The sequence below is a fragment of the Streptomyces sp. NPDC034049 genome (assembly GCF_055575575.1).
The window spans coordinates 180731-201833 of sequence record NZ_JBVISJ010000013.1 but is presented as its reverse complement, the minus strand read 5'-3'; the positions used below and the strand labels follow the sequence as shown (position 1 = coordinate 201833).

Annotated in this window: 22 protein-coding genes; 11 read left to right on the top strand and 11 right to left on the bottom strand. The window is 72.0% G+C overall.

All coding sequences use genetic code 11. From position 1 onward, the window contains the following. Nucleotides 1-231 precede the first annotated feature (231 nt). The 3 genes from melC1 to ACZ52C_RS31690 all read left to right on the top strand — a co-directional run bounded on the left by melC1 (nt 232) and on the right by ACZ52C_RS31690 (nt 2078). Nucleotides 232-615, top strand: a complete 384-nt coding sequence (gene melC1, locus ACZ52C_RS31700) for an apotyrosinase chaperone MelC1 (RefSeq protein ID WP_469077965.1) — start codon at nt 232-234, stop codon at nt 613-615. Nucleotides 616-703: 88 nt separating this feature from the next. Further along, on the top strand, nt 704-1528 hold the full coding sequence (gene melC2, locus ACZ52C_RS31695; protein ID WP_469077964.1) for a tyrosinase MelC2: 825 nt from the start codon (nt 704-706) through the stop codon (nt 1526-1528). 97 nt (nt 1529-1625) lie between these two features. Then, nucleotides 1626-2078 carry an SRPBCC family protein gene (locus tag ACZ52C_RS31690; RefSeq protein WP_469077963.1) on the top strand — a complete coding sequence of 151 codons (453 nt, stop codon included), beginning with the start codon at nt 1626-1628 and terminating at the stop codon, nt 2076-2078. A gap of 33 nt (nt 2079-2111) precedes the next feature. On the opposite strand, the gene ACZ52C_RS31685 is transcribed toward ACZ52C_RS31690, so the two are convergent. Beyond that, the gene (locus tag ACZ52C_RS31685; protein ID WP_469077962.1) at nt 2112-2858 is read right to left on the bottom strand and encodes a ribonuclease H family protein; all 747 of its coding nucleotides are present in this window, start codon (nt 2856-2858) and stop codon (nt 2112-2114) included. A 33-nt stretch (nt 2859-2891) separates the two neighbouring features. Further along, nucleotides 2892-3701, bottom strand: coding sequence for a VOC family protein (locus tag ACZ52C_RS31680; protein WP_469077961.1), 810 nt, complete (start codon nt 3699-3701; stop codon nt 2892-2894). A gap of 195 nt (nt 3702-3896) precedes the next feature. Here ACZ52C_RS31680 and ACZ52C_RS31675 point away from each other — a divergent pair, with 195 nt between their 5' ends. The 3 genes from ACZ52C_RS31675 (at nt 3897) to ACZ52C_RS31665 (ending at nt 6189) form a co-directional block, all read left to right on the top strand. Further along, complete coding sequence (locus ACZ52C_RS31675; RefSeq protein WP_469077960.1) at nt 3897-4349, top strand: DUF6153 family protein; 453 nt, start codon at nt 3897-3899, stop codon at nt 4347-4349. 87 nt (nt 4350-4436) lie between these two features. Further along, nucleotides 4437-5108 (top strand): DUF3105 domain-containing protein, encoded by a 672-nt coding sequence (locus ACZ52C_RS31670; RefSeq protein WP_469077959.1) that lies wholly within the window; start codon nt 4437-4439, stop codon nt 5106-5108. Between the two features lie 130 nt (nt 5109-5238). Next, nucleotides 5239-6189 (top strand): SGNH/GDSL hydrolase family protein, encoded by a 951-nt coding sequence (locus ACZ52C_RS31665; RefSeq protein WP_469077958.1) that lies wholly within the window; start codon nt 5239-5241, stop codon nt 6187-6189. Between the two features lie 22 nt (nt 6190-6211). Here ACZ52C_RS31665 and ACZ52C_RS31660 read toward each other — a convergent pair whose 3' ends face one another. Both ACZ52C_RS31660 and ACZ52C_RS31655 read right to left on the bottom strand, forming a co-directional pair. Beyond that, entirely contained in the window at nt 6212-7240 is a 1029-nt protein-coding gene (locus ACZ52C_RS31660) for a TerC family protein (protein WP_469077957.1), read from the bottom strand. 159 nt (nt 7241-7399) lie between these two features. Continuing rightward, a complete protein-coding gene (locus ACZ52C_RS31655; protein WP_469077956.1) occupies nt 7400-7879 on the bottom strand; it encodes a VOC family protein in 480 nt (159 codons plus the stop codon). Nucleotides 7880-8101: 222 nt separating this feature from the next. Between ACZ52C_RS31655 and ACZ52C_RS31650 the strand changes: the two genes are divergently transcribed. Continuing rightward, nucleotides 8102-8758 (top strand): ATP-dependent Clp protease proteolytic subunit, encoded by a 657-nt coding sequence (locus ACZ52C_RS31650; RefSeq protein ID WP_469077955.1) that lies wholly within the window; start codon nt 8102-8104, stop codon nt 8756-8758. Next, nucleotides 8758-9360 (top strand): ClpP family protease, encoded by a 603-nt coding sequence (locus ACZ52C_RS31645; RefSeq protein WP_469077954.1) that lies wholly within the window; start codon nt 8758-8760, stop codon nt 9358-9360. Before ACZ52C_RS31650 ends, ACZ52C_RS31645 begins: the two co-directional genes overlap by 1 nt. 109 nt (nt 9361-9469) lie before the next feature. Here ACZ52C_RS31645 and ACZ52C_RS31640 read toward each other — a convergent pair whose 3' ends face one another. Next, nucleotides 9470-9823 (bottom strand): helix-turn-helix domain-containing protein, encoded by a 354-nt coding sequence (locus ACZ52C_RS31640; RefSeq protein ID WP_469077953.1) that lies wholly within the window; start codon nt 9821-9823, stop codon nt 9470-9472. Between the two features lie 80 nt (nt 9824-9903). Beyond that, nucleotides 9904-10455, bottom strand: coding sequence for a DinB family protein (locus tag ACZ52C_RS31635; protein ID WP_469078015.1), 552 nt, complete (start codon nt 10453-10455; stop codon nt 9904-9906). 304 nt (nt 10456-10759) lie between these two features. Between ACZ52C_RS31635 and ACZ52C_RS31630 the strand changes: the two genes are divergently transcribed. Next, nucleotides 10760-12232: an esterase gene (locus ACZ52C_RS31630; protein ID WP_469077952.1), complete on the top strand. Its 1473-nt coding sequence runs from the start codon at nt 10760-10762 to the stop codon at nt 12230-12232. A gap of 66 nt (nt 12233-12298) precedes the next feature. Here the strand turns inward: ACZ52C_RS31630 and ACZ52C_RS31625 are convergent, their stop codons facing one another. Continuing rightward, entirely contained in the window at nt 12299-13654 is a 1356-nt protein-coding gene (locus tag ACZ52C_RS31625) for a DUF6777 domain-containing protein (protein ID WP_469077951.1), read from the bottom strand. 208 nt (nt 13655-13862) lie between these two features. Between ACZ52C_RS31625 and ACZ52C_RS31620 the strand changes: the two genes are divergently transcribed. Beyond that, nucleotides 13863-15149 carry a streptophobe family protein gene (locus ACZ52C_RS31620; RefSeq protein WP_469077950.1) on the top strand — a complete coding sequence of 429 codons (1287 nt, stop codon included), beginning with the start codon at nt 13863-13865 and terminating at the stop codon, nt 15147-15149. Between the two features lie 351 nt (nt 15150-15500). On the opposite strand, the gene ACZ52C_RS31615 is transcribed toward ACZ52C_RS31620, so the two are convergent. Then, nucleotides 15501-16832, bottom strand: a complete 1332-nt coding sequence (locus ACZ52C_RS31615; RefSeq protein WP_469077949.1) for a lysine N(6)-hydroxylase/L-ornithine N(5)-oxygenase family protein — start codon at nt 16830-16832, stop codon at nt 15501-15503. Nucleotides 16833-16952: 120 nt separating this feature from the next. On the opposite strand from ACZ52C_RS31615, the gene ACZ52C_RS31610 reads away from it, so the two are divergent. Then, nucleotides 16953-17900 (top strand): methionyl-tRNA formyltransferase, encoded by a 948-nt coding sequence (locus ACZ52C_RS31610; protein ID WP_469077948.1) that lies wholly within the window; start codon nt 16953-16955, stop codon nt 17898-17900. A 52-nt stretch (nt 17901-17952) separates the two neighbouring features. Here ACZ52C_RS31610 and ACZ52C_RS31605 read toward each other — a convergent pair whose 3' ends face one another. The 3 genes from ACZ52C_RS31605 to ACZ52C_RS31595 form a co-directional block, all read right to left on the bottom strand. Beyond that, nucleotides 17953-18882 (bottom strand): ABC transporter ATP-binding protein, encoded by a 930-nt coding sequence (locus ACZ52C_RS31605; protein ID WP_469077947.1) that lies wholly within the window; start codon nt 18880-18882, stop codon nt 17953-17955. A 4-nt stretch (nt 18883-18886) separates the two neighbouring features. Continuing rightward, nucleotides 18887-19996 (bottom strand): FecCD family ABC transporter permease, encoded by a 1110-nt coding sequence (locus ACZ52C_RS31600; protein ID WP_469077946.1) that lies wholly within the window; start codon nt 19994-19996, stop codon nt 18887-18889. 64 nt (nt 19997-20060) lie between these two features. Next, nucleotides 20061-21101 carry a FecCD family ABC transporter permease gene (locus tag ACZ52C_RS31595; RefSeq protein WP_469077945.1) on the bottom strand — a complete coding sequence of 347 codons (1041 nt, stop codon included), beginning with the start codon at nt 21099-21101 and terminating at the stop codon, nt 20061-20063. Nucleotides 21102-21103 lie beyond the last annotated feature (2 nt).

Genomic DNA, 21103 nt, shown 5'->3' with positions numbered 1-21103 from the left:
CCTGCGCCCGCACCGCAAGATCATCGGCACCGTCGCCGCCACCGGGCGGAATATCTCCCTCCGCCCGCACCCGCGAGGCCGCCACAGCAAGATCATCTTTGTTCAACCTTGCACGACATATCCGCGATTGTCCTGATCACGGCCAACCGGTTTTCTGGGATTTCTCCCGCCGCACAGCGGGTGGATAGGTATGACGGGTCATCAATCACCCCTTTCCCAGGAGGTTTTCGCATGCCCGACATCACCCGACGCCACGCTCTCGGGGCCGCGGCGGCCCTCGCCGTGACGGTCGGAGCCCCGCTCACCGCGGCGGCCGCGGACGACCACGGCAGCCACGGGGGTCACGGCGACCACGACGGTCACCAGGGCCTCCAGCCCTTCGACGAGGTCTACCGGGGCCGCCGGATACAGGGGCGCCCGACCGAGGGCGGCGGCCACCACCACGGCACCGGGTACGCGGTGTTCGTCGACGAGGCGGAGCTGCATGTGATGCGGAACGCCGACGGCAGCTGGATCAGCGTCGTCAGCCACTACTCCCCCGTGCCGACACCGCGCGCGGCGGCCCGCGCGGCGGTCGACGAACTCCAGGGCGCCCGCCTCGTCCCCTTCAACTGACCCGCCGCCCGCGACCGCGCCGGCAACCGCAGCACGCACACGCACACGCACACGCACCACCGGAAACACCGCAAGGAGCCGCAGAGCCATGACCACACGCAAGAACCAGGCGACCCTGACCGCCGACGAGAAACGGCGCTTCGTCGACGCGCTGATCGCGCTGAAGCGCTCCGGCCGCTACGACGAGTTCGTCACGACGCACAACGCGTTCATCCTCGGCGACACGGACAACGGCGAGCGCACCGGCCACCGTTCGCCCTCCTTCCTGCCCTGGCACCGCAGATTCCTGCTGGAGTTCGAACGGGCCCTGCAGTCCGTGGATCCCACCGTCGCCCTGCCCTACTGGGACTGGACGGCCGATCGCACGGCACGCTCCTCCCTCTGGGCGCCCGACTTCCTGGGCGGCACCGGGCGCAGCCGCGACGGTCGGGTGATGGACGGGCCGTTCGCGGCGTCCACCGGGAACTGGCCGATCAATGTGCGCATCGACGGCCGCACCTATCTGCGACGCTCCCTCGGCGGCGCGGTGCGGCAGTTGCCGACGCGGGCCGAGGTGGACTCGGTGCTCGCGATGTCCACGTACGACATGGCTCCCTGGAACAGCGCCTCGGACGGCTTCCGCAACCACCTGGAGGGGTGGCGGGGCGTGAACCTCCACAACCGGGTGCACGTCTGGGTGGGCGGCCAGATGGGCACCGGGGTCTCCCCCAACGACCCGGTGTTCTGGCTGCACCACGCGTTCGTCGACAAGCTGTGGGCCGACTGGCAGCGGCTGCACCCGGGCTCGGCGTACGCACCTGCGGCCGGGACGCCGAACGTGGTCGACCTGAACGAGACCATGAAGCCGTGGAACGACACGACCCCTGCGGCGCTGCTCGACCACACCCCGCACTACACGTTCGACGCGGCCTGAGGACGTTGATCCGCCGGGGACCTGGGTACTCGCGCCGGACGCGGCCGGGGCGACCCGGTCGCGACCGCAACGAGAACCGATGTGAGGGAGGCGCCCGATGACCCAGATCGAGGAGTCCGTCGAGGTCCAGGTCCCTGTACGGACCGCCTACAACCAGTGGACGCAGTTCGAGACGTTCCCCGAGTTCATGAGCGGGGTCGAGCGGATCGAGCAGCGGTCGGACACGCTCACGCACTGGGTGACCGAGGTGGACGGTGTGCACCGGGAGTTCGACGCGGAGATCACCGAGCAGGTCCCGGACGAGCGGGTCGCGTGGACGACCGTCTCCGGTGACGCCCGGCAGGCCGGTGTCGTCACCTTCCACCATCTCGCCGAGGGGCGCACCAAGGTGATGCTGCAGATGGAGTTCCAGCCGGAGGGCACCGCCGAGAAGGTGGCCGACAAGCTGGGCGTGGTGAAGCGGCAGACCAAGGGCGACCTGCAGCGCTTCAAGAAGTTCATCGAGGAGCGCGGCCGGGAGACCGGGGAGTGGCGCGGCACTGTCGTGTGACGCGCACGCCCTGGTGGTCTCCCGCCCGGCGGCCTACTCGGCCCCGGCGGTCGCCCCCGTACGGCACTCCGGGTGGCCCCAGCCCTGGTCGTTCTTGGCGATGGGCTCACCCGCGGCGTACGGGCGGCCGCACAGACAGCGGCCGGGGAACTTCGCCTTGATGGTGCGGGACGAGGAGCCGGAGCGGGACGAGGAGCCGGAGGAGCCGCCACGGCCGCCGGTCCCGCCCGGCTTCCCGGACCTCTTCGCCGGTGCGCGGCGGGCCGGGACGGTGTCCGGCGCGGCCGGCGGTTCCGGGGAGCCCAGCTCGGTACCGGCGGGCTCCTGGACGGTGGCCGCCTGGCTCGCCGCGCGGTCGGCGAAGTCGTTGAGGCGGTCGCCGTCGACCTGGTGAGCGGGGACGTAGCGGAACTCCACGGAGCGGCCGGCGAGCAACTCGTCGATACGGACCACGAGTTCCTGGTTGGCGACCGGCTTGCCCGCGGCCGTGCGCCAGCCGTTGCGCTTCCAGCCGGGCAGCCAGGTGGTGACCGCCTTCATCGCGTACTGGGAGTCCATCCGGATCTCGATCGGGACGGCCGGGTCGGTGGCCGCCAGCAGCCGCTCCAGCGCGGTGAGTTCGGCGACGTTGTTGGTGGCCCGGCCCAACGGCCCGGCCTCCCAGCGCGCAGGGATCTCATCGTCCTCGGCCACCACCCAGGCCCAGCCCGCCGGCCCGGGGTTTCCCTTGCAGGCTCCGTCGCAGGCGGCCACAACACGTTCCGACATGCGCTCGATCATGCCATGCGCGCGTTCCCGTCCGTGCCCGTCCGCTCAGCCGACGTCCTTCAGCTCGGGCATCTCGCCCTGTGTGTTGGTGACGTCGATGACCGAGAACGACGCGCCCTGCGGGTCGCTGAGCGCGGCGAAGCGGCCGAAGGGGGTGTCCATCGGACCGAAGCGCAGGACACCGCCGAGCTTGGTGGCCTTGGCGACCGCGTCGTCGCAGTCGGGGACGGCGAAGTACACGTTGATGTACGAGGGCACCTCGGGCGGGAAGTCCTCCGCCGTCATCTTCATCCGGCCGAGCAGCGGGTTCTGGCCGAGGTCGAAGACGCGGAAGTCCATGTGCGGGTTGTCGGGGTCGTCCATCTGCTTGGAACGGTAGGAGAAGACCGCCGGGAAGAACGCGTCGGACTTCTCCGGCTCCCGGGTGAAGATCTCGGCCCAGGTGTACGCGCCGGGCACCCCCATCGACTCGAAGCCCTGGTGCGCGCCGGCCTGCCAGCCGCCGAAGACGACGCCGTCCGGGGAGCGGGCCAGCAGCATGGAGCCGAAGTCGCCGACGCGCATCGGTTCCATCAGCACGTCGCCGCCGTTGTCGCGGATCTTCGCGGCGGTGGCGTCCACGTCGGACGTGGCGAAGTACAGGCACCAGGCGGACTGGCCCTCCTGGCCGGGCATGGGCGGGACGACCGCGGCCACCGCCTTGCCGTCCGCGTACGCCTGGGTGTAGTTGCCGTACTCGGAGGACGACTCGCCGAACGTCCAGCCCAGGACCTCGCCGTAGAAGTTCTTGGCGCCCTCGACGTCGCTGAACATCGCGTCGACCCAGCAGGGCGTTCCCTCGGGGTGTGCGGCCATGACTGCCACTCTCCTCGGTTCGACAGGTGGTTCACCGGCTCTCACGCTAGCCAGGACGGGTCCCGGTCGCGCGCCGAACAGGACGGACCGCGTGAAACCGGCACGAGTTCCGTGGGGCGGGGCCACGGCCGTGCCTCGTCTGATAATTTCAGCGGCGCTCGCACTCCCGTTCGCCTCTCCGCGTGAGGTGCCGCCATGTCCGGCCGACCGTTCCGACGTACGGCGCTGCCGTGCGCCCCGGGCCGGACGGCGCACCTGTCGCTCGTGGCCGCGATCGCCCTGGCCACGTTCCTGTTGTTCTGCGCGGGCTCGCCCCCCGGCGAGGCGCCCGAGCGGCGTCCGCAGGCGGCCTCGGCGGGACCGGCGCAGGAGAAGGCGGTGGAGGGACGGCCGGCCGCGGGCCGGTCGGTCACGGCGCACACGCGTCAGGTGGAGCGCGACCCCTGCGGCCACAGTCCCGGTGAGCACGACTGCCACTCCCCCGACCCGGCCGCGGTGCTGGGCCAGATGCCGTTGCCGGGCGCCGATCACACCGCCGCGCCCTGGCAGCCCGCCCCGGCTCCGGCCGCGGTCGCGCCGGACGGCTCACGGGAGCCGGGACGGGCCCGCCCTCCCGATCTCCACGAACTGCAGTTGCTCCGCGTCTAGGCCGGCCGCCGGCCCCGACGACACCACCTCAGACGACTCGCAGGACCGCCGTGCCCCGTGCGGGCAGGGCCGGGAGAAGGGCACCCCATGGCTTCATCCAAGTCCAGGAACAGCGCGCCGAAGGGCAAGAACAGCAGCCCCAAGGCCAGGGAGGCGGCGCGGCGTGCCCGCGTCGAGGAGATACGCAAGGCGGAGCAGGCCCGTGAGCGGCGCATGCGGCTGCTCACCCTCGGCGTCACCGGTGTGATCCTCGCCGGGCTCGTCGGCGGCGGCTGGTTCCTGATCGACGCCGCGCAGGAGAAGGAGGAGGCGAAGGCCGCGCCGGTCGAGGGCGTGAAGAGCTGGTCGAAGCTCACCCAGAACCACGTCACCGAGAAGGTCGACTACAAGATGAGCCCGCCCGTGGGCGGCGACCACAACCAGGTGTGGGTCAACTGCGACAAGCAGGTGTACACCAAGGCCGTGCCGAACGAGAACGCGGTGCACGCGCTGGAGCACGGCGCCGTCTGGATCACCTACAACGACAAGGCGGCCAAGGCGGACGTCGAGTCGCTGACCGGCCTCGTGAACAAGACGACGTACACCTTCATGAGCCCCTACGAGGACCAGTCCTCGCCCATCGTGCTGAGCGCCTGGGAGCACCAGTTGAAGGTGGACAAGGCGTCCGACCCGCGCGTGCGGAAGTTCCTCGACAAGTACGTGCAGGGTGAGCAGACACCGGAGCCGGGTGCCGCGTGCACGGGTGGCATGACCCCGTGACCCCGTGACCTGACGGAGCGAGGGCGTCCGGCCGGACCGGGCGCCCTCATGGCCGACACGGGTCTTCCGCCCCGGGGCGGGCTGTGCTTGCCTGGGGAGCCGTTTCGGTGATCGGGGCGGGAGTCGCCGTATGGGCAAGCCGTGGATCGTGGGAGTGGCGGGGGCGGTGCTCGCCGGGCTGCTGCTCGGCGCGTGCGGGGATCCGGAGTCCGCGCCGGACCAGGTGCCGCCGTCGGCCGCCGCACCGGGCCCGTCGTCGACCACGCACCGGCGCGCGGCCACGGCACCTCCCGGCGACGGCGCCGGCACGGGCGGCACCGGGGCGGCGAAGCCCGCGCCCGAGGTGCTCTACCTCGGGGACTCCCTCGCCACGGAGAACCAGAACGTGCTCGGCGACCTGCTGAAGGACGACCTCGGCGCCCGCTACACCAGCGCCCCCTACTCGGGCACCACCCTGTGCGACTACCTGGAGGGCACCGCCGACCGGTCGCTCGTCCCGCCGCGGGACAAGGCGGCCGCGCTGGTGCGGCGGCTGCGCCCGGACTATGTGGTCCTGCAGTTCTGGGGGAACGCCTGGGACTACACGCCCTGCATGGACGGCGTGACCTACGGCAAGGCCCGCGCCGAGTACTTCCGGCGGTACACGGCCGCCGCCGAGCAGCTCACCGAGCAGATCGCGAACGCGGGTGGTGAGCACCGGCCGAGGATCGTGTGGGTGCTCCAGGGCCCGGACCCGATGACGCCGGAGCGGGTGCGCCGGGTGAACGCCCTGTACACCAAGCAGGCCGAGGCCTCCGGGGATCTGGTCGCGGACGCCGGAAAGGCCGTCAGCCCGGCCACCGGCCGCTACACCTGGGCCCAGTACCTGCCCTGCACCGCCTACGAACGCGAGCACGACGGCTACTGCACCCAGCCCGGCCGGGACCGCACCGCGCTCCACCACGACCAGGACTACCTGCACTTCTGTCTGGCTCCGACGACGTCCAAGCCCAGGCCGTGCCCGGTCCGGTCCCCGGGGATCACGCGGATGGCCCGGGAGATCACCCGGGCCATCGCCGACGCGCGTACCGACCGGCACTAGGGGTCGTGCCCCGGGCGGCCGCTCAGACCCGCTGGGACGTGGGCTCGTCGTCGCCCGAGCCCTCGGCGTTCGCCGCTTCCGCCTCCGACGTGGCGGCCGCCTCCGCCTCCTGCTGCCGCTTCGACGCCCACAGGCTCGTCACCGTCGTCACCGCGAGGACCAGGACGATGAAGCCGAGGGAGAAGGGGATGGAGATCTCCGGGACGTGGACACCGGACTCGTGCAGCGCGTGCAGGACGAGCTTGACGCCGATGAAGCCGAGGATGATCGACAGGCCGTAGGAGAGGTGGACGAGCTTCTTCAGCAGGCCGCCGATGAGGAAGTACAGCTGGCGCAGGCCCATCAGGGCGAACGCGTTGGCGGTGAAGACGATGTACGGGTCCTGGGTGAGGCCGTAGATCGCGGGGATGGAGTCGAGGGCGAAGAGGACGTCCGTGGAGCCGATGGCGAGCATCACGACCAGCATCGGCGTCATGACGCGCTTGCCGTTCTCCTCGATCCACAGCTTGGTGCCGTGGTACCGGTCGGCGACCCCGAAGCGCTTCTCCACCGCCTTGAGGAGCTTGTTCTCCTCGTACTCCTCCTCGTGGCTGCCCTTGCGGGCGTCCTCGACCAGCTTCCAGGCGGTGTAGATCAGGAACGCGCCGAAGATGTAGAAGACCCAGGAGAAGCTGGAGATGATCGCCGCGCCCGCCGCGATGAAGATCGCGCGGAGCACCAGGGCCATGAGGACGCCGACCATCAGCACCCGCTGCTGGTACTGCGAGGGCACCGCGAACTTCGCCATGATCAGCACGAAGACGAAGAGGTTGTCGACGCTCAGGGACTTCTCGGTGATGAAGCCCGCGAAGAACTCGCCCGCGGGCTTGCCCCCGCCGACGGCGAGCACGCCCAGGCCGAACGCGATGGCCAGGGCGATCCAGACGGCCGACCAGATGCCGGCCTCCTTGAGCGACACGTCGTGGGGTTTTCGGCCGATGAAGAAGTCCACCCCCACCAGGACGCACAGGGCGACGACGGTGAACAGCCAGGTGGTCAGGGTGACGTTCAAGGTTCCTCCGGGTAACAGCTGGTGCACTGGAAAGCCTCACCGCAGTCCTTTGCGGCCGCTACCCGGCTCAGGTAAAGAATCGTGGAAATCGTCGTGCGCGCCCTGGTGGGGCCCCGTCGCGGAGGCCTCCCACCAGGGCGGGAGGGGGCGCGGGGACGGCTACTCGCCCGCGTACGCCTTGCGCAGGGCGGCGAGGTCGAACTTCCCCATCGCCATGAACGCCGCGGTCGCCCGGGCCGCCTTCTGCGGATCGGAGTCGCTGATCATGTCGACGAGTTCGGCGGGCACGACCTGCCAGGAGACCCCGAACCGGTCCTTGAGCCAGCCGCACGGGCCCGGCTCGCCGCCCTCGGTGAGCCTGTTCCAGTAGTAGTCGATCTCGTCCTGGTCGGCGCAGAGGATCTGGAAGGAGACGGCCTCGGTGAACTTGAACTCCGGGCCCCCGTTCAGCGCCACGAACTGCTGGCCGTTGGCCGTGAACTCCACCGTGAGCACGGAGCCGGCCGGCTGCCGGGCGCCCTCGCCGTAGTGGGTGACCCGGCCGAGCCGGGAGTTCTTGAAGACCGAGACGTAGTGGGCGGCCGCCTCCTCGGCCTGGCCGTCGAACCACAGGCAGGTGGTGAAACCTTCGCTGGACATGTGCGCCTCCTCCGGCGGGGTGGGTCGTCTCCTGTGTCGACCGACGCTGGTCCCAAAACTCATCGGTGGCGCGGCCACGAGATCTGCCGGGTGGGGGCGGGCCGTGCTCCGCTCTGCTGTCGGCGAATCTGCCCAGGGCAGAGAAAGGCCAGGTGAGAGGGGGTTCTCGGGAAGGGTGGAGACAGCGGCCACCGCGGTCGCGTTCACCCCCAGGGAGGAACCGTGGCTCCACTGATCACCGGCCGGGCCCCGATGCTCGCCCCGCGCGCGGAGGAGGGCGACACCCCGCCGTCGCGCTTCGACGACCATCTCGCCGCGCAGCTCCTCGCCCAGCGGATCGTCTTCCTCGGCACCCAGGTCGACGAGGTCTCCGCCAACCGGGTGTGCGCCCAGTTGCTGGTGCTGTCGGCGGAGGACCCGCGCACCGACATCAGCCTCTACATCAACAGCCCCGGCGGTTCGGTGACGGCCGGCCTCGCCATCTACGACACGATGCGGCTGATCCCGAACGACGTGTCCACGCTGGCGATGGGCTTCGCGGCGAGCATGGGCCAGTTCCTGCTGAGCGTCGGCGCCCGCGGCAAGCGGTTCGCGCTGCCCAACGCGCGGATCATGATGCACCAGCCGTCGGCCGGCATCGGCGGCACCACCGCGGACATCGAGATCCAGGCGGAGAACCTGGAGTTCACCAAGCGGGCCATCGAGCGGATCACCGCGGAGCACACCGGGCAGACCGAGGAGACGGTCTCCCGGGACGGCGACCGCGACCGCTGGTTCACGGCCGAACAGGCCCGGGAGTACGGGATGGTCGACCGTGTCGTCGAGTCGCTCGACGACGTCCGGCCGGCCTCCTCGCGTCGACGGATGGGACTGCAGTGATGGGGACGTACACCATTCCGAACGTGGTCGAGCGGACCGCACAGGGCGAGCGGTCCTACGACGTCTTCAGCCGCCTGCTCTCCGAGCGGATCGTCTTCCTCGGCACGGAGATCGACGACGGGGTGGCGAACGTCGTCATCGCCCAGCTCCTCCATCTGGAGGCGGCGATGCCGGACCGCGAGATCTCCGTCTACATCAACTCCCCCGGCGGCTCGTTCACTTCGCTGATGGCGATCTACGACACGATGTCGTACGTCCGCGCGCCGATCTCGACCCTCTGTGTGGGTCAGGCGGCCTCGACGGCGGCGGTGCTGCTGGCGGGCGGGGATCCCGGGCGGCGCTTCGTGCTGGAGCACGCGCGGGTGCTGCTGGGACAGCCGGCGAGCGGAGGCCGTCAGGGCACGGTCTCCGATCTCACCCTCCAGGCCAAGGAGATGGTGCGGATCCGGGCACAGGTCGAGAAGGTGCTCGCGCGGCACACGGGGCGCGAAGTGGCCGAACTGCGGGCCGACATGGACCGGGACAAGGTGTTCACGGCGGAGGAGGCGGTCGGGTACGGGCTGGCCGACGAGGTGTTGAGCCGGCGGCTGGTGGAGGTCTGAGTGTCGCCTGCGGGGGTGGGGGCTTCGCCTGTCGTGCGGCTGCGGGTCGTCCGTGGTTGCTCGCGCAGTTCCCCGCGCCCCTGACGGGGCGCGGGACGGTGAACCCTCGTCAGGCCACGAGGCACAGACCGTCGTAAGACGCCCGGGGCGTGCTGCGGGTCAGTTCGGTCTGGGCCAGGGAGAGCAGGTCGCCCAGGCCGAGGCCCAGGGCCTGGGCGGCTGCCGCGAGGACCTCCGACGAGGCCTCCTTGCGGCCGCGTTCCACCTCGGAGAGGTACGGCATCGAGATACGGGCCGCGTCCGCGACGTCCTTCAGGGTGCGTTCCTGGGCCAGGCGCTCGCGGCGCAGCACGTCGCCGACGAGGTCCCGCCACAGGGGTTCCTTGGCGGGCGGGCCGGGAGGCGGGGCCGCGGCCGGACGCAGGGGGATGACTCGGGCTTGGTTCGAGGCGTGTGGGCTCACTTCTCCAGCCTAGGAACGGCGGGCGGGAGGGGAAGGGGGTGGCGTTCCGCCCTGAGGGAAATCCGGTTCCGCGCCGGGCGTCACTGACCGATGCGGCCGTCGATCCGTTCGCGCAGGAAGTCGGCGTGGCCGTTGTGGCGCGCGTACTCCTCGATCAGGTGGACCAGCACCTCGCGCAGGGCCACGGGCTCGCCGTCGTGCTGTCCGGTGACGGCCAGGTCGGGGGCGGCGGCCACGAAGCGCTCGGCGAAGTCGACCTCCGCGCGCCAGGTCCGCCAGGCTTCGGCCACGGCCTCGGGGTCGGCCACGGCGCCGTTGAAGTCCCCGTCGGGGTCCTCGCCGGCGCGGTAGTGGCGAGGCTCCGGCCGGCCCGCCAACGCCTCGCGGAACCAGTACTGTTCGACGCCGGCCAGGTGGCGTACGAGCCCCAGCAGCGACATGTTGGACGGCGGCACCGAACGGCGGGCCAGTGCCTCGGCGTCGAGGCCCGCGCACTTCAACTCCAGGGTGAGGCGCTGGTTGCGGAGGTAGCCGACGAGGGTGGCCCGTTCCCCCTCGAAGCCGCCCTCGGCGCGCGGGTCCCCCTCGGGGCCGACGAAGCGGTCACCCCACCCGGGCCGACGCTCGGGCAGCGGCTGTTCGTGCTGAGGATGTGCCGGTCGAACCTCTTCGTGTTCAGCCTGTTCGTGTTCAGCCTGTTCGTGGTGCGGTGCGTGTCGCGGCTGTGCGTCTTGGCGTGTTGCGCCTCGGTCGGTCATGCGAAGGAGCATCGGCGTCCACCAGGGCGGCGCGCCACCTCTTTTCCCTCTGCTTCCTTCGCTCCCGGCCGTGCAACCCTTCCCTCTCCTCCGCGGTCGAACAGGGCGCCGGACAAGGAACGGGCCCTTTCCGGACACCCCCGCGCTGCCCGGCCGTTCTTACTCTTTGGAGCCGTACATGCGCAAGATCCGTTCGGCTGCCCTCGCGGCAGCCACCTTTCTTCTCGTCTCCGGCGCGGCGATCGTCGCCGCGCCGTCGGCCTACGCGGGGGTGCCCGGCAGTACGCAAGCCAGTGACCGCAACAGCGACTTCGACGGCGACGGCTACGAGGACGTGCTGGTCGGCGCGCCCGGTGCCACCGTCAGCGGGAGCAAGGGCGCGGGGCTGGTGACCGTGCAGTACGGCTCGGCCAGAGGCATCGGCACCGGCGACGTGGCCCGGTTCAGCCAGTCGACCTCGGGGGTCGCGGGGGCGGCCGAGGCGGGCGACGGCTTCGGCCGGGCGGTCGCCACCGGCGACCTGGACGGCGACGGGTTCGACGACGCGGTGGTCGGCATCCCCGGCGAGGACCTCGGCACCCTGAAGGACGCGGGCGGCGTCGCCGTCCTGTGGGGCTCGAAGGCCGGGCTCACGGGCGCCGCGAGCGACTGGCTGGAGACCCAGGAACCCGCCGCCGGCGAGCGGTTCGGCCTCGGCCTCGCCGCCGCGCGCTTCACCGCCGAGACGGAGGGCGACCTCCTCGCCGTCCTCGACGGGTACGACGTGGAGCTGTTCGCGTACGACGAGGCGGCCCGCGCCTCGATGCGCCACGAGGCCACCCGGCGGGTCGCACCGAAGTCCGCCGAGGCCCGCCAGATCGCCGCCAAGTCCCTGACCACGGGCGACTACGACAAGAACGGCTTCGCCGACCTCGTCGTGTCGGGACTCAGCGTCGGTGACGAACCCGGCTACGGCTGGTCGACCTATCTGTCGGGGAACGCCGACGGGCTGACGTACGAGCGTGATCTGCGTGGCGGTCCGGTGGCGGCGTCCGGCGACATCAACGGTGACGGGTACGACGACCTGGTGACCGGTGAGCCCAACTCCCCGGACGACCAGCCCGGCGAGACCACGACGGGCGGCCTGGTCGGCGTACGGCTCGGCGGTCCGGACGGGCCGGCGGCCGAGCCCGACTGGTGGGTGCAGGACTCCGACGGCGTGCCCGGGGTCGCCGAGGCCGGTGACGGCTGGGGCTCGGACCTGTCGGTCGCGGACACCGACGGGGACGGCTACGCGGACGTGGCGATCGGCGCCGCGGGCGAGGACATCGGCACGGTGCGGGACGCCGGTGCCGTGTGGGTGCTGCGCGGCTCGGCCTCCGGGCTGACCTCGGCCGGCGCCAGGTCCTGGGACCAGAACTCGGCGGACGTGCCGGGCGCGGCCGAGAAGGGCGACAAGTGGGGCGCCCAGGTCCGGTTGACCGACCCGAACGGCGACGGCCGCTTCGGGCTGCTCGCCGCCGCGCCGGGCGAGAACACCGACGACGGGCATGTCTGGGTGCTGTCGGCGGGCGCGGGCGGCATCACGGCGTCGGGGTCGTGGACCTTCGACGCCGCCTCGCTCGGGGCGCCGGCCGTGGACGCGCTGTTCGGGTCGGCGATCGACGAATGAGCAGGACGGCCCGGGGACTGCCGGATCGAAAAGGCCGGCAGTCCCCCGGGCCGCTCGCCGGGCCGGTCACGAGGTCGGGGTGACCGGCTCCCGGCTGCTGCCCTGGAGGGGCGCCGACCCGGTCGTCCCGGTGTCGTCCTGCGGAGAGTCGGCCGTCTCGGGGCTCTCCGGCTCCGGCTCGGGCGCGGAGGTCTTCGTCTCGGTCGGTGCGGAGGTGGAGGGTGTCACCGAGGACGACGAGGGGCACGGAGTGGCGGTCTCGTCGTCCGCGGCTCCGCCCGGGGTCGAGGGACACGGTTCGGGCGACTCGGTGGGCGGTTCCTCGGAGAACGACGTGGACGCCGACGGGGAGGGCTGGTCGACGGGCGGGGTGGTCTTCTTGTCCGTGCCTCCGGTGTCGCCGGCGGGACGGGTGAACCAGTCGTCGTGTTCCGGGTCGTAGAGGACGAACACGTTGATGATCACCGTCGCGGGCTCGACCACCACCACGTTCTGGGGCCGGTACGACGCCCAGGAGTCGCCCTTCGGCTCCGGTGTGGTCTTCAGGGCGACCGGTGGCTTGAGGGGGTTGCCGCAGGCACAGCGCACCCGGGGCACCCCGCGGTCGTCGACGAGGACGGCGGTGCCGGACTGGAGGACGGCCTGGTAGCTGGTGGCGGCTCCGTCGCGGTAGCCGTGGTTGGTGACGCGGGTGTCCATGCGCAGTTGCACCGGGGTGAGCGCGCGCAGATAGGCGGGTACGTCGGAGGAGTCGACGCCTGCGACGGAGGCGAAGGCGTCGTTCTTGGCGGGGTTCGCCCGCAACACCTCGACCTGCTTCTCGACGTCGCAGCTGGCGACGTCGCGGGTGCCGCCGTAGAGGCCGGCGGCGGCGCCGTCCACGGCGCGGGTCACGTGGGCGGGATCCGACCGGGTCGGTGTCGCCGTGGGGGTCTCCGGTGGGGTGGAGCTGTCCTTCGCGGTCGACTCGGTGAACGGGTCGGGTCCGGACTTGCCGGCGGCCTGGAGGAAGACCTCGCCGTCCGCCGAGCCGCCCGGGTCGTCGGAGCGGGTGAGGACGACGACCAGGACCACGGCGACGACGGCCGCGAGGACCATGAGCGCGATGCGGGGCGCGGACCGCCACCACGGGCGTCCGGGGCCCGCGGGCCCTGCCCCGGAGCCGCCGGAGGGACCGCCGGGCTCCTCGGGCCCGCCGGGGCCTCCAGGCCCCTCGGGCCCTCCAGGACCGCCGGGTCCGCCGCTCCCGCCGCCGGTGTCGCCCGTTCCGCCCGGGCCCGAGGGCCCGCTCGGGGGTTCCGGCGGGCGCCCGACGCTCGGCCGGGTCGGGTCGTGCGGGGTGGGGCCGGGCTGGGACGGTCCCGACAGGGGGCCGGAGGGCGGGCCGGTCGGGCGGCCGGAGGACGGTTGGTCGGCGCTCACAGGGCTTCTCCCGCCGTAGGGATTCTGCGGCGATTCACACCGATGACGGCGTTCTGCTCCACAACAGGCCCATTGTGTGCTCTGGTCCCGTGCCGCCCGCAAGCCGAGGGGCGTCGGCGGACCGAAGGCGGTCGCCCCGCCGGCCCGCGCGCCCGTCGGACCCGGCCTCGGCGCGCGGAGTGCCTCGGCCGTGCTTAGCGTGGCAAGAGTGAGTCCCCAGACCCTGCGTCCGCGGCGGACGACCTCACCCGAGCGGGTGCCCGCCCGCCACGGCTGGCTCCACGCCCTCGCGACCGTGCTGGCCGGGCTGGTCGCGATGGTCGTGACGGCGGCCCTCGGGCTCTGGGCGGCGGGTGCGACGGACCTCCCGGACGGGGCGTTCCCCCGGGTCGTCGCGGCCACCGTGGTGACGGCGGTGGGCGGCACCATCGAACTCTCCGGCGACGCCGGGCCCCTCGCCGATACACGGGCGGGCCTGACCGTGGTCCCGCTGTCGGTGACCCTCGTCGGCGCGCTGGTGATCGCCGCCGGATTCCTGCGGCCGCTGCGGCACCGGGCGGTCGCGGGGGCGGGCGAACTCGCGGGCTGGGCCGCCCGCGTCGCCGTCCTGTGGCTTGCGGCGCTGGTCGGCCTCGCGCTCACGGCCCGCCAGGACTTCGACATCTCCCTCGGCGACGTGGGCGACTTCTTCGGCACCTCCGCCGAGGTGGGCTTCGAGACGGCCATGGCACCGACCGTGTACTTCGGGCTGCTGTGGCTCGCCGGTGTGCTGGTCCTGGCGCTGCTGGTGTCGCGCGGCGCGCCGCTCCCGGCGCGGCTGCTGCGGTTCCAGGAGTCGGTGCGGCCCGCCGCGTACGCGATGGTGGGCCTGCTGCTGGCGTACGTCGGCATCGGGCTGGTGATCGCGGTGGTGGTGGCGCTGACCCGGGGGCACGCCGCCGAGACGGCCGCGGTGATCCTGCTGGGGCTGCCGAACGTGATGTGGCTGGTCCTCACGATCGGGCTGGGCGCGACCTGGGACAGCCAGGTCGAGGGGCCCTTCGGGCTGCCGATGCCGAAGATCCTGGACGAGGTGGTGCGCGGCCCCGACGTGTCGACCCTGAACCTGGACTCCCTCGCCGAGTACGACGGCCGGGTCTGGTGGCTGCTGCTCGTGAACGCCGTGCTGCTGACGCTCGCCGCGTTCGTGATGGCGGCCCGCTCCCCGGCCCGGGTGCGGTGGTGGCAGCACGGGGTGCACATGGCGGCCGCGCTCGCCCTCACCGTCCTGACGATCTGTCTGGTGGGCCGCATCTCCGCGCACTACGGACTGTCGGTCCTCGGCATCGGCGACCTCGGTGGCGATCTGGGCGGGGAACTGTACCTGCGCCCCCACCTGTGGTCCGCGCTCGGACTCGCCGTGCTGTGGGGACTCGTGACCGGTGCCCTGGGCGGCGCGCTGGCGAAGGGCGTACGTCGAAGGGGCGAGGTCGACGCGCACCCCGGCCACCGGTAGCGGGGGCCGGCATCGACCGCCGGCCACGACGGGGGCGGACACGGCACGGCGTCCGCCCTCGCCGGCCGATCAGGCCCGTCGGACGGGCACCGGCTGCGGCGTGGGGGCCGCGCGTCGGCCCGTGCGGCGCAGGCCCCCGACCGACAGGGAGGCTGTGGGCGGTATGTCACCGCGGTGGAGGGGGAGTTCGGACGAGCCAGTCGCGTGTGTCACGGCACCGGTCGTCCCGTGTGCACCGGCGCTGTGCGGAGTCGCGCCGTGTGCCGGCGCGACGGAGAACATCACCCCGCGGTGCCGGCCCGCCCCGGAGTCCGGTCGTCCGGCTCTCCGGGGGCGCACCTCAGCGGTCGGTCACCCGCGCGCCGCCAGGGCCGTGGCCCGGCGGGCGAGGAGGGAGGCACAGATCTCGCCCGCGCGTACGGCGGTCGTCGACAGGAGGGTCGAGGTGAGGCCGTGGGTGTGTTCGGTGCCGCCCTGCAGATAGATGTCGGCGGTGACGTTGGGGTTGGTGGTGACCCGGTGGTCGCGGCCGACCATGAGGGCGTCCTCGTCGTCGCGCAGGCAGAGTTTGCCGATCTCGCCGAGGTTGTCGCCGACGCCCTGGGGCCGGTAGCCGGTGGCGTAGACGAGGAGGTCGGCGGAGAGGATCTCGCGCTCCCCCGTCGGCAGGAACTCCACCGTCACCTTGACGTCCTCGGTGCCGGCCTCGACCTCGCGCAGCCGGGAGACGTTCATCATCCGCAGCCGCTCCCGGCCCTGGACCTTCTCCTGGTACATGGACCGGGACAGGGACTCGATCAGGTCCATGTCGACGACGGAGTAGTTGGTGCTGCGGTGGTAGTCGAACAGCGACTGCTTCACCTCGCGGGGCGCGCCGTAGTACAGGTCGACGGCCTCGGGGTCGAAGATCTTGTTGGCGAAGGGGCTGTCGTCGGCGGGCGTGTAGCCGTACTTGGCGAAGACGGAGCAGATCTCGGCCTCGGGAAAGCTGCGGTGGAGGTAGTCCACGGCCTCCGCCGCGCTCTGTCCGGCGCCGAGGACGACCGCGCGGCGCACCGGCTGTCCGGAGCTTACGACCTGGTCGACGCGGGGCAGCAACTGGCTGTTGTGCCAGACCCGTTCGGAGAGGGCCGCGCCGGGCGGGAGGTGGGGTTCCAGGCCGGTGGCCACGCAGATGCTACGGGTCCGGCGGACGGTCAGGCTGTCCGGGTCGCCGGGTGTGCGGCTGGTGACGTCGAAGTAGCGGATCTCGCCGTCCCGGGTGACGGGGCGCACGGAGACGACCTCGGCGGAGTACTCGACGAGGTGCGCGACGCGGGCGGCCGCCCACTCGAAGTAGTCGTGGAACTCGATGCGCAGCGGGAAGAGCGTCTTCAGGTTGAGGAAGTCGACCAGACGTCCGCGGTCGCGCAGGTAGCACAGAAAGCTGAAGTCGCTGGTGGGGTCACGCATCGTCACCAGGTCTTTCAGGAAGGACACTTGCATGGTGGCGTCGTCGATGAGCATGCCCCGGTGCCATCCGAACCGGGGTTGTCTCTCCAGGAACCCGACCCGCAGTCCGTCCTCGGTGCCGGACGCCACGGAGTGTTCGTGCAATGCGATGGCGAGTGCGAGATTGGAGGGGCCGAACCCGATCCCCAGTACGTCGTAGATGGAATCCGCCCCGGTGTGCAGCGTCGTCACCGCGTCATCTGCCTTTCATAGAAGGGGTCACAGAGTCTCCCAAGCCGGAACACAGCCTCCCCCAGCAGAGCCATGTTAGATAAGGTAAGCCTTACCTAGCAACGGCTGAGGAGGGCTCATATGCGGGTCGTCATGTTCGGGTACCAGACCTGGGGACACCGGACGCTGCAGGCACTGCTGAAATCCGACCACGAGGTGGTGCTGGCGGTCTCCCATCCGAAGAGCGACCACGCGTACGAGAAGATCTGGAACGACTCGGTCGCCGACCTGGCCGAACAGCACGGCGTACCGGTGCTGTTGCGCAACCGGCCGGACGACGACGAGTTGCTGCGCGTGCTCAAGGAGGCCGAGCCGGATCTCATCGTGGCGAACAACTGGCGCACCTGGCTGCCGCCGGAGATCTTCGACCTTCCGCCGCATGGCACCCTGAACATCCATGACTCGCTGCTCCCCACCTACGCGGGCTTCTCGCCGCTCATCTGGGCGCTCATCAACGGCGAGCCGGAGGTCGGTGTCACGGCCCACCGCATGGACGCCGAACTCGACATGGGCGACGTGCTGTTGCAGCGTTCGGTGCGGGTCGGACCGCAGGACACGGCGACGGACCTGTTCCACCGCACGGTCGATCTGATCGGCCCGCTGGTCACCGAGTCGCTGGACCTCATCGCCTCCGGCGAGGCCGTGTGGACGCCTCAGGACCGCTCCCGGTCGAGCTTCTTCCACAAGCGGTCCCTGGAGGACAGCCGGATCGACTGGACCTGGCCCGCCGAGGACCTGGAACGGTTCGTACGGGCCCAGTCCGACCCGTACCCGAACGCCTTCACCCACCACCGGGGGCAGCGCATCCGGATCGTCTCGGCCGCCGTGTCCGAGGGCCGCTACGGCGGCACGCCGGGGCGGATCTTCATCCGGGAGGGCGACGGTGTCGTCATCGTCGCCGGTGCCGAGGCCCGCTCCGGGCGGCTGCCGGGGCTGGTGGTCAAGCGGGTGCGGACGGAGGACGGCACGGAACTCGCGGCCACGGACTACTTCCGCACGATGGGTGGTTATCTGACGGCCCGTCCGTGAGATCGGGCGCCGTCGGCCGTGGCGGCCGGCGGCGCCCGACCTGGCGCCCGTGTCAGCCGGCGGTGCCCGCCACGGGCACCGCGTCGGCGTCCACGCCGTCGCCCTCGCCCTCGTGGTGACGGCCCATCGGGATCACGAGCGGTGTGCGGCTGACGGGGTCCTCTCCGACCACACAGCGCAGTCCGAAGACGTCCTCGACCGTCCTGGCGGTGATGACGTCGGCCGGGGCGCCCTGGCCCGCGATGCGCCCGCCCTTCATGGCGACGATGTGGTCGGCGTACCGGCAGGCCTGGTTGAGGTCGTGCAGGACCATCACGACGGTTCGGCCCTGGTGTCGGTTGAGATCGGTGACCAGGTCCAGGACGTCGATCTGGTGGGCGAGGTCCAGATAGGTCGTCGGCTCGTCCAGCAGCATCACGGGGGTGCCCTGGGCGACGGCCATGGCGATCCAGGCGCGTTGCCGCTGTCCGCCGGAGAGTTCGTCGACGGGACGGTGGGCGAGGTCGCTCATGGCGGTGGCCCTGAGCGCCTCGTGCACGGCCTCCTCGTCGCTCTGGGACCACTGCCGCCACCAGGTCTGGTGCGGGGAACGTCCGCGCCCCACCAGGTCGATGACGGTCAGGCCCTCGGGTGCGACGGGCGTCTGGGGGAGGATGCCGAGCCGCTGGGCGAGGACCCGGGTCGGGATGGAGTGCACCGAGCGACCGTCGAGGTGGACGGTGCCCGCCTTGGGGGTCAGCAGGCGGGCCAGGGCGCGGAGCAGGGTCGACTTGCCACAGGCGTTGGCGCCGACGATCGCGGTGACCCGGCCGGTCGGAATCACCAGGTCGAGGTCCTCGACGACGATCCGGTCGTCGTAGGCCAGGCGCAGGCCCTCGGCGCGCAGTTCGGGGCCGTCGGCGGGACCGCCGGCCCGGGGATCGGCGACGTGGGCGTCGGCGCGGGTGTCGCGCTTCGTCGTCGGCTCGTCCTTCGATGACACGTCTTCAGCCTCCTGAACCGGCGCGGTTGGCGCGGATGAGCAGCCACAGCAGTACGGGGGCCCCGAGCACCCCGGTGACGACCCCGACCGGCAGCTCGGTGTCCGGGACGAGCTTGCGGGCGGCGAGGTCCGACACGAGGACCATCACGGCGCCGGTGAGCCCCGCGGCTACGGGCGGTGGGAACGGGGTGCCGGCCAGGCGCTGGGCGACCTGGGGCGCGGCGAGCGCCACGAAGGCGATGGGTCCGGCGGTGGCCGTGCCGAAGGCCACGAGGCCGACGGCGATGAGCAGGACGGCCACCCGGACGACCTGCACCCGGGTGCCGAGGCCCTTCGCGACGTCGTCGCCGAGCTGCATGACGCGGATCTGCCGGCCGAGCAGGATCGCCGGCGGCACGAGGACGGCCAGGGTGACGGCGAGCGGGCCGATCTGGTCCCAGGTACGGCCGTTGAGGTTGCCGACGAGCCAGCCGAGGGCGGCCTGGGCCTGGAAGCGCTGGCCGCGCGCCATGAGGTAGTCGGTGAGGCTGGTGCAGATCCAGGCGACGCCGATGCCGACGAGGACGATGCGGTAGCCGGTGGTGCCGCGTTTCCAGGCCAGCGTGTAGACCAGCAGCCCGGTGACCGTCGCGCCGAGCAGGCCCAGGGCCTGGGTGCCCAGGCCCGCGTCCCAGCCGAGGACGATCCCGGCGACGACCGCCGTGCCGGCGCCCTGGGTGATGCCGATCATGTCGGGGCTGGCCAGCGGGTTCAGGGTCACCGTCTGGAGGAGGGCTCCGGAGACGCCGAAGGCGATGCCGACGAGCAGTCCGGCGAGGGCACGCGGCAGCCGCAGTTCGTGGACGATCAGCTCGGTGCCGGGGTCGCCCGTGCCCACCAGGGCCTTCAGCACGTCGCCGAGCGGGAGGGCGATGTCCCCGACGGAGGTCACCACCGCGAACGCCAGGAACGCGGCCGCCGCGAGCAGCAGACAGACCACCAGCAGCCGGGGCCGTACGACTCCGGAGACGGGCGGGGCGGGCAGCCGGAAGGCGATGCGGTCGGCCGTACGCCGTGCGGGTGTGGGGTCCCCGGCGCCCTTCGGAGGCGGTACGGGCGCGAGTTCGGTGGTCATCGGCTCACAGCTCCACGGAATCGGTCGCGACGGGCCCGCGTACGCCCGGTCGTGAGGTCATGGTTCACAGCTCCGCGAGGCGTCGGCGGCGGACCAGCGCGATGAAGAAGGGGCCGCCGACGAAGGCGACGAGGACGCCGGCCTGGATCTCGGTCGGGCGGGCGAGCAGGCGGCCGGCGATGTCGGCGGCCAGCAGGAGGCAGGGGGCGAGGAGGGCCGACAGCGGGAGCAGCCAGCGGTGGTCCGGGCCGATCCCGGCGAGTTGGGCGAGGACGCGGGCGATGTGCGGGACGACCAGGCCGACGAAGACCACGGGCCCGATGACGGCGACCGCTCCCCCGGTGAGCAGGGTGACGGCGACGACGCCCTGGACGCGGACCAGGCCGAGCTTGAGGCCGAGCGACTTCGCGACGTCGTCGCCGAGGGCGAGGCTGTTGAGGGCGGGGGCGCAGGCGAGGGCGAGGATCGCGCCGACGACCAGGAACGGCAGGACGCGCAGGAGCACGGCCTCGTCCTGGTTGGCGAGGGAGCCGGCACTCCAGAAGCGGTAGCGGTTGAGCGCGTCCGGGTCGGTCAGGGCGATGGCGCTGGTGAGCGAGAACAGCAGGGAGGTCACCGCCACACCGGCCAGCGCGAGTTTGACCGGGGTGGAGCCGGAGCGACCCAGTCCGCCGAGGAGGTACACGAGGACGCTGGCGGCGAACGCGCCGCCGAAGGCGAACCAGATGTATCCGTACACCGATCCGATGCCCAGCACCCCGACCGACAGGACCACGGCGAAGGCCGCGCCCGCGCTCACTCCGAGGATGCCGGGATCGGCCAGCGGATTACGGGTCAGCGCCTGCATCAGCGAGCCCGACAGACCGAGGGCGGCGCCGGTGGCGAGGGCGAGGGCGGTGCGCGGCAGGCGCACCGCCCAGATCACGTTGTCGACGCGGGTGCTGGGGGCGTCGCCGACCAGGGTGTGCCACACCTGGTCGAGCGGGACGCCCAGGGCGCCGAACGCCATCGACAGGGCGCACAGCGTGAGCAGGAGTACGCCCGAGAGCGTCAGCAGCAGTACCGCGCGGGGGCCTTTCGCCGCCCGGACCGTCGAGGTCCCCACGT

Excerpts from the sequence above, each read along its gene's own strand:
- ACZ52C_RS31675 (WP_469077960.1), top strand. The coding sequence starts at position 3,897 with ATGTCCGGCCGACCGTTCCGACGTACGGCGCTGCCGTGCGCCCCGGGC.
- ACZ52C_RS31680 (WP_469077961.1), bottom strand. The coding sequence starts at position 3,701 with ATGGCCGCACACCCCGAGGGAACGCCCTGCTGGGTCGACGCGATGTTC.
- ACZ52C_RS31665 (WP_469077958.1), top strand. The coding sequence starts at position 5,239 with ATGGGCAAGCCGTGGATCGTGGGAGTGGCGGGGGCGGTGCTCGCCGGG.
- ACZ52C_RS31600 (WP_469077946.1), bottom strand. The coding sequence starts at position 19,996 with ATGACCACCGAACTCGCGCCCGTACCGCCTCCGAAGGGCGCCGGGGAC.
- melC1 (WP_469077965.1), top strand. The coding sequence starts at position 232 with ATGCCCGACATCACCCGACGCCACGCTCTCGGGGCCGCGGCGGCCCTC.
- ACZ52C_RS31685 (WP_469077962.1), bottom strand. The coding sequence starts at position 2,858 with ATGATCGAGCGCATGTCGGAACGTGTTGTGGCCGCCTGCGACGGAGCC.
- ACZ52C_RS31610 (WP_469077948.1), top strand. The coding sequence starts at position 16,953 with ATGCGGGTCGTCATGTTCGGGTACCAGACCTGGGGACACCGGACGCTG.
- melC2 (WP_469077964.1), top strand. The coding sequence starts at position 704 with ATGACCACACGCAAGAACCAGGCGACCCTGACCGCCGACGAGAAACGG.
- ACZ52C_RS31655 (WP_469077956.1), bottom strand. The coding sequence starts at position 7,879 with ATGTCCAGCGAAGGTTTCACCACCTGCCTGTGGTTCGACGGCCAGGCC.
- ACZ52C_RS31630 (WP_469077952.1), top strand. The coding sequence starts at position 10,760 with ATGCGCAAGATCCGTTCGGCTGCCCTCGCGGCAGCCACCTTTCTTCTC.
- ACZ52C_RS31670 (WP_469077959.1), top strand. The coding sequence starts at position 4,437 with ATGGCTTCATCCAAGTCCAGGAACAGCGCGCCGAAGGGCAAGAACAGC.
- ACZ52C_RS31645 (WP_469077954.1), top strand. The coding sequence starts at position 8,758 with ATGGGGACGTACACCATTCCGAACGTGGTCGAGCGGACCGCACAGGGC.
- ACZ52C_RS31690 (WP_469077963.1), top strand. The coding sequence starts at position 1,626 with ATGACCCAGATCGAGGAGTCCGTCGAGGTCCAGGTCCCTGTACGGACC.